Here is an 11,939-nt window from a genome sequence, read left to right as displayed (position 1 = left end):
TTATTTTTATTTGGCGATTTTACTGGCTTTTTCATTTTAACCCTTTTTTGGCATACTCGCCAAAGTGAGATGCACCCGACAGGTAGAAGTGCATACCTGGGATGTGAAGCAGAAAAAAGCTCTGGTTGGCAAAGCGGGTGCGGGCGATGAAACCACTACCATGAAAGGAGGCACTAGCGGGCCAAAAAATACTAATCGGGCTTTCGGTAAAGCCACTCATGTTATTATTAATGAGGCTGTATTAAGTCAAGCGGAAGCAGAACAGATAGCTAAAGGACAGTATAATGATATGGCTCTGGCTTATATTACGGGTGAAGGAATTTGTCAGGGAAATCCGGAGTTGCGTGTCGGTTATACTATCGAAATGACAGGATTGGGTAAACGTTTTAGCGGTCTTTATTATCTGACTTCTGTCACTCATATTTATTCGGAACATTTAGGATATCGCACGGAATTTTCGGTCAGGAGGAATGCGGCGTAATGGCAATGAATCTGCTATCCTATTTACAGGATGGAAATGAGGGAAGCGCTCGCTTTTACGGCGTCACTGTAGGCATCGTGACTAATAACAAAGATGAGGAGGGATTGGGGCGAGTCAAAGTAAAATTTCCTTGGCTGTCGGAGACAGATGAAAGTTATTGGGCGAGGGTACTGACGCCGATGGCTGGGAAACAGCGGGGGCTCTACTTTTTGCCGGAAGTCGATGATGAAGTGTTAGTGGCTTTCGAGCGCGGGGATATTTCTTCTCCTTATATTTTGGGCGGGCTTTGGAATGGTCAGGATAAGCCACCTGAATCTAATAGCGATGGCAAAAACAATCTGCGGGTAATTAAATCGCGCAGCGGTCATCAGATTATTCTGGACGATACGGAAAACGCCGAGAAGATTACCATCCGCGATGGTACTGGCAAAAACCAGATCGTCATCGATTCAAAAAATAACGCGATTAGCATCGAAGGAGAAAAAGATATTTCGATAAAAGCCACAGGTAAAATCAGTCTGGAAAGCAGCGACGGAGATATTTCTATCAAGTGTAAAAATTTAGCTATTCAAACTCAGCAAAATTGTGAAATTAAAGCCAATTCAAAAGTTGAGGTAAAAGCCAATTCTAATTGCAATATTCAAGCTAATGCTGGTATGGCTTTGAAGTGCATGGCAGGTGTTAAAATAAACGACGGGGCGTTGGAGGTAATGTGAAATGCCGGGATATTTGTTACACGCTGGGGCGAGTGTTATTTGCGCTCATGGGGGACAAGCACAACCCACAGCCCCTAATCCCAGAGTTAAAGTGATGGGACAACCTGTGGTGACTCAGGTATTTCCCTATACCGTTGCAGGTTGCGTCAATCCACCACCGCCAGCTAACCTTGGCCCTTGTGTAATGGCGCAGTGGGTGAGTGCTGCACTCCGAGTCAAGGTAATGGGACAGCCGGTTTTGCTGCAGGATAGCAAAGCGGTGGCCATACCTACTGGCACTTCGTTGAATATTTTGGTGACTCAAGTTCGCGTGAAGGGAATGTAAATGAATGCTGATTTTTTAGGGGTGGGATGGACATCGCCGATGAAGCTCAACAGTGCCGGACAAATTGAAATGGCACGCTATGAAGATTGCGTCCGCCAGTCGATTTTGATGATTCTGGGTACTCCTAAAGGCGATCGCATCATGCGACCCGATTTTGGGTGTGGCATTCACGATCTGGTCTTTGCAAATAATAGTCCTGGCACGATCGGACAAGTCATTGACGAAGTGCGTCAAGCCCTGATTGACTGGGAACCGCGTATCGATCTACTGGAAGTAGATGCTAATCCTGATGAAGCTCAGCCGAATCGATTGCTGATTTTAATTAATTATCAGGTTCGCACGACTAACAATCGGTTTAATTTGGTTTATCCGTTTTATTTACAGTAATTATTATGTCGATTCAGCCTCCAAAAATTGACAATCGCAGTTATGATGAAATAGTTAACCAAACGGTAAAGTTAGCACAGCACTTTACCGCAGATATAGATATATGGACTGCATTAGTTGAACGGACATCTGAAGGACTGCAAGACCGCATCCTAGCTGAAGACATAATCGACATCGGCTCAGAGAACAATGAAATAATTGCGAAAGCAGACACGTTGGTGACTCCACAGTTGGCAAAGGAAATCGCTACACGCCAAGCAGCCAATCTAGTGAAAGTGAAGGTCAAAGATTCGCAAGAAGGACAAGGTAATGAATCGGTTAAGCCCACACCAGAATTGCTAAAAGATCGCATTTTAAATGAAAACATTATCGACATTGATGGTCAGATTATTGCCAAAACAGGCGAATCAGTGAATGACACCTTGGCGAAAAAGATTGCCGAGGTCAAAACTAAACTGGTGAAGGTAAAAGGTTGGCAAGGCGATCGCGATGCTGGGATGGGGCTGATTCGCATCTTTGGGCGCATGGCGGCGCTGGTGAGCGATCGCCTCAACCAAGCCCCAGACAAAAATTTCCTGGCTTTTCTGGATTTAATTGGCACACAAATTCAACCGCCGCAACCCGCACGAGTTCCTCTTACTTTTAAATTAGTAGAAGGCAGTTCTGTAGAAGCTTTGGTTTTGGTTCCTGCTGGCACTCAAGTAAGCGCTCCACCTTTACAGAGTGAAGACGAAGAAGTTGTTTTTGAAACGGAACAAGATTTAGCAGTTGTCAGCAACCAAATAAAAGCAGTGTTTTTCCGCGATCCAAGTCAAGAAAAATACAGCGATCGCACTCAAGAAGCAACAGGCAAAAATTATGCTGTTTGGTCGATATTTGTACCTGAAAAATATAGTGAACACTACCTTTATTTAGCTAGTAACGATCTGTTTGCAATATCAGGAAATACAGTTACTTTTGCATTTGCTTCACATCAAGCAGAGGATCTCAAAAAGCTGTTTGTAACTTGGTCATACTGGGATGGTAGTACCTGGCAACATTTAGATTTAAAACCAGAGTTCCAGTTAATAAAAAATGGAAATTTGAAGGTAAAAATTGATAACTTTCCAATCTTAAAAAAACTGGCGATCGACGGACTAGAAGCCGAGTGGTTGCGCGTGAAATTAGATGGTAGCAAGCTTTCCGATTGGAAATCATCACCGCTTATCGATAGCGTTAGCGTACACTTGGAAGTAAAACAAGAAGATATTCTTCCAGATTTGTGCTTTTTTAACTCAACTCCAATTGATTTAAGCAAAAGTTTCTACCCCTTTGGTGAACAGCCGCGCATTAATGATACGTTTTATTTTGCAAGTCAAGAGGTGTTCGCTAAAGCGGGAGTCGCCGTGAAGGTGAAAATCAAAATGAGCCAATCAGGTTTTAGCGAAAATGTCGAGATAATTTGGGAAGTTAGTAACGGTTCAAATTGGGAGGAAATGGGGCGTTCTATCGTGCCGTCTAACAGTAGTAATTCAAACAGTAACAATACTTCTAAATTAGAGGATGGAACTAAAGCGTTTACTGAAAAAGAAGAAAAAGAAGTAACTTTTTCCCTGCCTTCCGAACGGAATTATACGGTAGTAAATGGAGAGAAAAGCTATTGGATTCGTGCCAGGATTGCTAAAGGGGACTACGGAAAACCTCCAAAATTCACAAAGAATAATGACAATCCACCTACCTACGAATTTAAAGAAGCAACTTTTAAGCCCCCATTGATTGAGTCGTTAAAATTGAGTTATACTTACGAAAGCGATCGCCCGATATCGCTTTGCCGCTCTTACAACGATTTAACATATAGCGATTTCAGCCCGACTGCTGGAAAAGATTTCTTGCCCTTTACACGGACAAGTGACGAAAAACCTACTTTATATTTAGGATTCGATCGACCTTTTCCCAATCGAGCGATCGCACTCTATTTACAAGTAGAACCGCCCCAACCCGGTGAAATTGCGGAAGCGATCCAAGCCGGAAACAAACCGACTACAGATTTACCTCGGATTATCTGGGAATATTACAACACTAAAGGTTGGGTTTCTTTGGGAGTAAAAGACGAAACCAACGCTTTTACTCAAAGGGGTATAATCGAGTTTATCGGCCCCCCTGACTTTACTCATCAAAATGAATTTGGTCAAACTCTCTACTGGATACGGGCGAGATGGGAATCTGGTGAATTTCTTGTGCAGCCACGCTTGCGACGCATCTTGACTAATACGATTTGGGCGAGTCAGGTAATAACCATTAAAGAAGAACTTTTAGGGTCAAGTGATGGCCAACCCAAACAAACTTATCGCACAGCCCAATTCCCTGTATTAAAAGGACAACGGCTGGAGGTACGCAGCCCCCAGGTTCCTTCTGCAGATGAACTAGCCGCCCTAGAAAAATCGCTAGGCAAAAATGCACTAACCATTGTGCGTGACGATTTGGGGCGGGTAGAAGAAGTCTGGGTTATGTGGGAAAAAGTACGAGACTTCTATGGTTCTAGCCAAACCGATCGCCACTACATTATCGACCATCTTACAGGTCTGGTACAATTTGGCGATGGCGTGCAGGGTATGATACCACCCCAAGGTCGCAATAACATACGTCTTGCCCAATACCGCACTGGAGGGGGGGAAAAGGGAAATCTAGCGGAAAACAGGATTGCTCAACTCAAAACCACTATCCCTTATGTGGAGAGTGTCACCAATCTAGAAGCGGCTGGGGGTGGCGCTGAACAAGAATCTTTAGAGAGGGTGAAAGAACGAGGCCCAAAATGGCTGCGTCATCGCGATCGCGCCGTTACAATTCAAGATTTTGAGGATTTGGCTTACGAAGCTTCAACAGAGGTAGCTCGCGCTAAGGCGATCGGACTCACATTTAATCCTGTTGAGATGCAATGGATACCCGTTTTTCGTCTGTCTCTGAGTGCGTCAGGTGATATTAAGGTGACATTAACCCAGATCCCATCTTCTAAGACTATCTGCGTACAGATATACGGACCAGGCAAAGCAACCCCCTACATAGAACAGACATTGAGGAGCAACGAGCAGACATTAACCTTGACCTACAACGTTACAACCAAACAATACGAACTGGGGAAGGAATGGACGGTGATTTTAACTAACCCAGAAAACGAAATTGTGGCTTCAAAGGTCGCGATCGTCTATCCTACTGGGTTGATAGAAGAGAACTTACAAATACCGCCTCGCAAGCCTACCAAAAAGGACGCCCCCAATCCCGAGGAAAAGAATGCTAAGGGAGAGGACTCCAAACCCGATCCAAACAATGCCGCAGTTGTGAAATTGATTCTCGTTCCTCAAAGTGGAGCAAACCAACCCACACCGAGTATTGCCTTAATCAATTTGGTGAAACAATATATCTGCGATCGCTCCTCTCCTGCTCTACAATTGCAAGTGACTGAACCTAATTGGGTTGAAGTGTCCGTCACTGCGACAGTTGTTCCTGTCTCTTGGGAAAGCGCCGATCGAGTCAAAGAAGCCGCAGTGAATCGTTTGCAAGAATTCCTGCATCCTTTAACGGGCGGTAAGAAGCGTCAGGGTTGGGAGTTTGGTCGCATTCCTTACCCATCTGACTTGTATGCAGCATTAGAAAAAATTGAGGGGATTGATTATGTAGAGTCTTTATCCGTCGCTTCAGTGGACTTGCCAGCCGATCGCCAGGATCAGTGCTTAATTTTTTCCGGTTCTCACCAAGTTACTCTAGGGAGGCGATCGCCATGAGCATACCTTTACCCAATCTCGACGATCGCACTTATGCGGAATTAGTCGAACTTGCCTATTCTCAAATTCCCATTGAGTGTCCGGAATGGACCGATCGCAACCCCAGCGATACGGGAATTATCCTGATCGAGCTTTTGGCATGGCTGACAGAAATGCTTTTGTATCGAGTCGATCGCATTTCCGATCGGAACAGGGAAACTTTCCTTAAATTGCTTAAAGGGGAGCCAAACTGGACGCGAGACACAAAAGATAAAGATATAGAAATCGCAATTCGCGAAACTGTCTTAGAATTACGCCAACGGTATCGGGCTGTTACCCCAGATGACTACGAAAGGATAATTTTAGAAGACTGGAATCAAAGCAAAAATGCTAAATCTTTTCCCAAGATAAAACGAGCGCGATGTTTATCTCGGCGCAATCTAACCCTTGATGAAGAGCAAAAAAACGAAGACAAAGCCGGACACGTCAGCATCATAGTAGTTCCAGATATTTCCGGCGAACTAACCCCAAAACCCACGCCAGAACTATGCACTGCATTGTGGCAGTATCTCGATGAGCGTCGGCTTCTAACTACCCGCCATCACGTTGTTGCGCCAGAATATGCAGAAGTTAGTATTTCGGGTAACTTTTGCCAGGAAAAGGGGAGTAAAAAAGAGGAAATAGAAAAAAGAGTTAAAGAACGGATTCTAAAATTTTTTCATCCACTCGAAGGTGGGGCAGAAAGCAGAGGTTGGTCTTTTGGTCGAAACGTATATATATCGGAAGTCTTCGCGCTTCTGAATGAGACTGATGGAGTAGAATATGTAAAATCTGTTACTCTTAAATCCAGTTCTTCTACAAATTCTGACACTCAAGTCACAATCAAAGCCGATCAGCTAGTGAAAATTGAAACCGACATAAAAGGAGGTTAAAAAATTATGTCAAATTCTAGTTCAGCTAAAAAAAAGAGCAGTTATATAGAGTATCTCCCTGCCACTGTTGAAGCCGATCCGATTATTAATGGTTTTTTGCTGGCTTTTGAGTCAATTTTAGACAAATTAGATGCAGAAGAGCCAAACAATCCAGATAATCACCCCTTGGGGTTTGGAGAATATATCGAGCGCATCCACACTTACTTTTTTCCCTATGATTCTCAAGGTAACAGGGACGAACAAGCTGGGACGGAATTTCTCCCTTGGTTGGCGAGTTGGGTGGCTCTCAGTATAAGAGAAGATTGGGACGAAAAGTTCAAGCGGCAGTTTATCAGTAACATAGTCCCTCTCTATAATAAAAGAGGTACGAAAGCAGCACTTGAACACTTGCTGAAACTATACACAGACGAGGAAGTTTTTATATATGAATTTGACGATCCTCCAGGCTATTTTCAAGTCGAAATGACATTAAAAGTAGTCAATCCGGAAAATTTAATCCGCAAACGAGATATAGCGCACGCTATTATTGAAAATGAAAAACCAGCACATACAGCCTATGGATTAAAATTTTTATTTCCTACGATGCAGATAAGGAATGATGCGAGTCCGACATGGAACCCAAAGAACCCCGTTGGGATTTTCATTGGGAGAAATACTCTCATAGGGAACAAAACCAAATAGAAAGAACAACGAACAGAGGAGAACCACAATGGCAGACTATACTATTCCAGAACGGGTCGGCGAAAGAGTGCGCTATTATGACGAACAATTTTTAAGAGACCAAGATTTTATTGACGAGCAGAAGTATCATATTAATCGGCAGCGATTGTCGAATAGATTGCACGTTTCAGGCATAATCGAAGGGTTGGAAGTAGAAGAAAATAAAGAAAATGGAAAATTTACCATCATGCCGGGGACAGCAATCGATCAAAAAGGGAGGATGATCGTTTTAACAAGTCAAAAACAAATAGAAAAGCCGAGTGAGGGGATTTTGGCGATAGCCTATGACGAAACATCACCGAGAGTTCAGCAGCGGCATAAAAAAGAAGCAGAAGACCTCCAAGGGAGAGCCGGCGAAGAGCGCTGGCTGGAAGAACCAAAAGTAACAGTAGTAAAGAAGGAAGAAAAGGAAACGCAAGAGATGGTGGTTTTAGGGTCGATTACTATGGGGGAAGATAAAAAACCGAAATATAGCAAATTAGAACGTCAATATTCAGGGGTGTTTTTACCTACGGAAGATGGGAAGGGAGTCACGTTGCGATCGAAGCCTGATGAAAATCCCAATTTAGCGGAACTCGTTGGCAGTCTGAAAATTACCGGAAAGCTTGTTATAGAGGGGAACCCACTCATCCCAACCCAAACCCCAACACTCAAAGTAAATGGAACCACAACGATCGACGGAGAATTGGGTGTAAATACAATACGAGTAGGAAATAATGGGGAGAACGTGGGGATAATTGCCGAGATAAATGGAAGGATGAGCACAAGGGGAAATTTTGAAGTAATAGGCAAAAGTGAGCTGACAGGCCATGTAAACGCAAAAGGAGGTTTGACAGTGCGAAAAGACCCCGAGACTGCGACTGTGACAGAAAACGGGATAATGAACAACGCATTGACAGTCTTGGGAGCAACAACGGTCGAGGGTATGCTGTTTGTTGAGAAAAGCGCGAAATTAGCGCGCGTAGAAGGAGATGTAGAAATAGGAAAAAGAGGAGATAAAGAGGAGGAAATAGTGCTGCTAACGGTGAACGGCAATGTAATTGCGAATGGGCTGTTGGTAAATAAAATAACGAGTAAAAACAGCATAAAAGTAGAGGGAAAAATAGAGGTCAGTACGATTGATGTAGAAGGGTTACAAGTGGGAGGCGCGAATGGAATAGAGATAAAGAATAAAAATATATTGAGTGTAAGAAACATAGAGTGTGAGTCAGTGAACGAAATAAAATGGACCGATATCTCGCGTACAATAACGATAGGCTATAGTGGAGAGGTAGATTATAATGTATTATATAAAATGTTCGAGGCAATAATAGACGAAGGTCCGTGGATGTGGAGTAGAAAAGTAAAGAAAATAGGAAAGGATGGATGTGCGGTGCTATATAGAGATGGCAAAGAAGTCATGAGAGGAATAGTAGAGATAGTGTCGAATGAGATCAAGGAAAGCCGTGAATTTTTTAGGGGGGGTATCGAGGTAAGGCGAATGAAATTGTTGGTAAGCAGCGATCAATTCAGATATATTACAGGGGAGGGTATATCAGGAGAAGTAATAGTGGCGGCCGTTGTTGGATGGTGAGAGCATTAGACCCACCAATCCCGCAAAGAAGCGGCTCAATATCTCAAGAAAGATGAGTGGAGAAGTGAAGAAGATGAAGAGTGATGGCCGGACTCGAGGGAAGAAATAAGTGACTTATGGCACCAACAATACCATGAGCAATTTGCTCGCCCACCATCAAAACCCCATTCACCCCACTTCTCACCCACTTCCACCACCGCCCCAAATATTCCCCAATGCGCCCAACCGACGCACCTTGCTCATAAAGCCGGGAAACCTTCTCCAAACACCTCTCCACCGTCTTCTGGGCAACCCCCAAACCCGACGGAGAAAACCAATAGCCCAAAAAATCAAAGCCCCGCGATATCCGCCCGATAAACGTCTTATCCGGGTGCTTTTCCACCCGCAAATCCGCCATCACCCCATTCACCGCCTTAATCGCCTGCCGCAACTTCCAGCGCGTCGGTGCCAAAATCACCCAATCATCCATATAGCGGACATAAAAACAGCCCATCTCAGCCATCCGGTCATCCAAAGGCTTCAAGTACAGTACCCCCATCAGCGGCGACAGCGGACACCCCAAGGAGATCCCCTGTTCGATATCGGTATATTCCCCGCCATCCGACACAAACCGCTTGAGGTACTGCCCCACCAAATCCAACACCACCCGGTCTCGTACATACTGCCTCACCAAATTAAATAAAATGTCGTGGTTAATACTGGCATAGTAGCCCTTGACATCGGTGCGAAACACAAATTCATACTCGTGCAGGTGAGCAGCCACCTCCCGCACCGCCCCTTTCAGCCCACCCGTACCCGCCAGATGAAAGCACAGGCGCGACAAATGGGGCTGCAACTCCTCACCCAGCGCGATCGCCAATGCCTTCAAAACCAAAGCATCTAGCGCCGCCCAAATTTCCTTCACCTCTCCCTGACTATGCACCACCCGCTGTTCCCGAAACCGATAGGTTCCCGCGCGAATTTGCGCCACAAGGAGAGGTTTTTTCACCTCCCACCAGCGCCGTAACTGCCAGACATCATTATTGAAGTGATAGTGCTGGCGGCGATCGCACACCCACTGGTAAGCGCGATCGATGACATCATCGCTGGTGAAAAGTTCGATTAAAGGCGATCGCATCTAAAGTTTAAGGATTAAGAATTAGGCAGCCAAGCGATTTGTGCGGGCGATCGCAGGGGAATAGCCCAACCCAAATATAATTAACAGAGGCTCAGTCAGCAATAGCGATAATGAAAGAAAAACTCACCCAACGCCTCAAATCGCTCAAAGCCGAATTTGAAGCCGGACAAAATCTCCTAGCGGACTATGAAAGCAAACAGCGCTCCTTGCGCGAAACACTCCTGCGTATCAGCGGAGCGATAATGGTTCTGGAAGAAATGCTCGCTGACTCAGTAGAAGAGGAGAAAAGCAAAGAGAAACAGACGATCGATATTCAAGCGGAAACACAACCGCAAGGTGAACTGGCACCGGCAGGAGACGGGACGTAAGGGCCGAATTTTACCCCGACAATTTGGGTCAGCAGTCAACTCGTACAATACACATAGTGGAAGGTGGAAAAAATGGACAAAAAAAGCACGCACCAAAAGAAACAGATCGCACCCACGCGATCGCACCCCACCAAAACCAGCGTAAAATCCCCGCTACACCCGGTGGAGGAACTGCAAGGGGCGATCGGCAATCGGCAAATGGGACGCCTGATGGAGACAAATCGCCAAAGTCACCCATCCAGTCCATTCCCCATGATGCAAGGCGAGTTGCCACTGATGGGGGGTATGATGCCCGTCAGTCAGGGGACGATTCAGCGTCAACCCTTATTCCGGGGTTTGTCCCAGGAGTTGACGGGGGATACTGCAACACTGGCGCTACCTGCTACTGGGGCGGTGATTCAACGGAAGCTGACCCTCGGCACGCCTGGGGATATGTACGAGGAAGAGGCCGATCGGGTGGCGCGGCAAGTGGTAGACGAAATTCACAGTTCCCCATTCCGAGAACAGAATACACAGTCGGAGGGGGAGAGGAAACCAGAGGTTGGGGAAGCGGGACGGGTGCAACGGCAGCTAACAGTGCGATCGGCAGGCGATGCAGGGGGAGAACTCTCTAGCGAGTGGGAAGGGGAGTTGCAGGGAGCCAAAAGCGGGGGACAGCCGTTGTCGCCGTCGGTGAAGGAGCCGATGGAGCGGGCGTTTGGGGCGGATTTTGGCGGCGTGCGGGTGCATACGGGGGCGCAGGCGGATCGGTTGGCGCGATCAATTCAGGCAAAGGCGTTTACCATGGGGCAGGATGTGTTCTTTCGGCAGGGGGCGTATGAGCCGAGGAGTCGCGGGGGACATGAGTTGATTGCCCATGAGTTGACCCATGTGGTGCAGCAAGGAGGAGAGCAAGACGGAAAGAAGATAATCCAGGCAGCTGGGATGAGGCGAGGAGGGAACAGAATAGGGAGACGGCCCAGGCAAAGATTGTTGAGGATCGGAGTAAGTCTAACGGGGTTAAAGCACCTTATCAGTCACGTAGCGGTCGTATTTAGTAGTGGAGATGGGGTGGTAGCATACGAGCAGAGCATAGAAAATGCAAATGAAAAGACACTAACTGTTAAGGCGATAATGTCACTCATGAGCCCTATTACAGGCGGACGATTGACCGCCAGATTCGGGAGATGGCATGAATTCGACGAGGCGAGGGGAAGAGTAGCATATGTGCTGGTCGGACCAAGAGAGTTTCATCAGGCGAGGGTCAGAGCAATAGAAAAAGCAAATCAACAACAACAGACCCAACCGTACAACATCATGATGAATAGTTGCGTGACAAATGTGATTGACGTATTACGCACAGCAAATCTTAACCCGCCCTTGTGGGTCACAACACCACTTTTGCTCTGGACATGGATGAAACTAAGGAAAAGATAATAAGAGAGGAACGAAAGGGAAAAGGGAAGAGATCGATAACCTCATCGCTGGTGACTCGTTCGATTAGCACCACGATCGCCCCCGCGAGACAAGAAAGAAAACCGACAAATTCTCCCATCCCAATCCTACCTGCTCCAATCAGAGTGCATCCAACCCTATCCGCAGAC

The 11,939-nt window shown here is 46.0% G+C and carries 11 protein-coding genes; 10 read left to right on the top strand and 1 reads right to left on the bottom strand.

Features of this window, described 5'->3' with window-relative positions; genetic code table 11:
- Positions 1-64: 64 nt before the first annotated feature.
- From QUB70_RS07110 to QUB70_RS07075, 8 genes are read left to right on the top strand one after another with little or no spacing between them, the layout of a single operon-like run.
- Positions 65-481 carry a phage late control D family protein gene (locus QUB70_RS07110; protein ID WP_332979272.1) on the top strand — a complete coding sequence of 139 codons (417 nt, stop codon included), beginning with the start codon at positions 65-67 and terminating at the stop codon, positions 479-481.
- Between the two features lie 5 nt (positions 482-486).
- On the top strand, positions 487-1,197 hold the full coding sequence (locus tag QUB70_RS07105; RefSeq protein WP_332979271.1) for a phage baseplate assembly protein V: 711 nt from the start codon (positions 487-489) through the stop codon (positions 1,195-1,197).
- 1 nt (position 1,198) lies between these two features.
- A complete protein-coding gene (locus tag QUB70_RS07100; protein WP_332979270.1) occupies positions 1,199-1,522 on the top strand; it encodes a hypothetical protein in 324 nt (107 codons plus the stop codon).
- Positions 1,523-1,909 (top strand): GPW/gp25 family protein, encoded by a 387-nt coding sequence (locus tag QUB70_RS07095; protein ID WP_332979268.1) that lies wholly within the window; start codon positions 1,523-1,525, stop codon positions 1,907-1,909. It begins immediately after the preceding gene.
- 5 nt (positions 1,910-1,914) lie between these two features.
- Positions 1,915-5,667, top strand: coding sequence for a baseplate J/gp47 family protein (locus QUB70_RS07090; protein WP_332979267.1), 3,753 nt, complete (start codon positions 1,915-1,917; stop codon positions 5,665-5,667).
- The gene (locus tag QUB70_RS07085; RefSeq protein WP_332979264.1) at positions 5,664-6,578 is read left to right on the top strand and encodes a baseplate J/gp47 family protein; all 915 of its coding nucleotides are present in this window, start codon (positions 5,664-5,666) and stop codon (positions 6,576-6,578) included. Before QUB70_RS07090 ends, QUB70_RS07085 begins: the two co-directional genes overlap by 4 nt.
- Positions 6,579-6,584: 6 nt before the next feature.
- The gene (locus QUB70_RS07080; RefSeq protein WP_332979263.1) at positions 6,585-7,259 is read left to right on the top strand and encodes a phage tail protein; all 675 of its coding nucleotides are present in this window, start codon (positions 6,585-6,587) and stop codon (positions 7,257-7,259) included.
- A gap of 28 nt (positions 7,260-7,287) precedes the next feature.
- Complete coding sequence (locus QUB70_RS07075; protein ID WP_332979262.1) at positions 7,288-8,871, top strand: hypothetical protein; 1,584 nt, start codon at positions 7,288-7,290, stop codon at positions 8,869-8,871.
- Between the two features lie 43 nt (positions 8,872-8,914).
- Here QUB70_RS07075 and QUB70_RS07070 read toward each other — a convergent pair whose 3' ends face one another.
- Entirely contained in the window at positions 8,915-9,988 is a 1,074-nt protein-coding gene (locus tag QUB70_RS07070; protein WP_332979261.1) for a reverse transcriptase/maturase family protein, read from the bottom strand.
- Between the two features lie 110 nt (positions 9,989-10,098).
- Here QUB70_RS07070 and QUB70_RS07065 point away from each other — a divergent pair, with 110 nt between their 5' ends.
- A complete protein-coding gene (locus tag QUB70_RS07065) occupies positions 10,099-10,356 on the top strand; it encodes a hypothetical protein (RefSeq protein WP_332979260.1) in 258 nt (85 codons plus the stop codon).
- A 72-nt stretch (positions 10,357-10,428) separates the two neighbouring features.
- Positions 10,429-11,772, top strand: coding sequence for an eCIS core domain-containing protein (locus tag QUB70_RS07060; RefSeq protein WP_332979259.1), 1,344 nt, complete (start codon positions 10,429-10,431; stop codon positions 11,770-11,772).
- Positions 11,773-11,939: the final 167 nt, after the last annotated feature.

The organism is Microcoleus sp. A003_D6, from assembly GCF_036702825.1.
GTDB lineage: Bacteria > Cyanobacteriota > Cyanobacteriia > Cyanobacteriales > Microcoleaceae > Microcoleus.
Note: the sequence above shows the minus strand (reverse complement) of the source record. Positions and strands in the feature narration are given on the sequence as shown.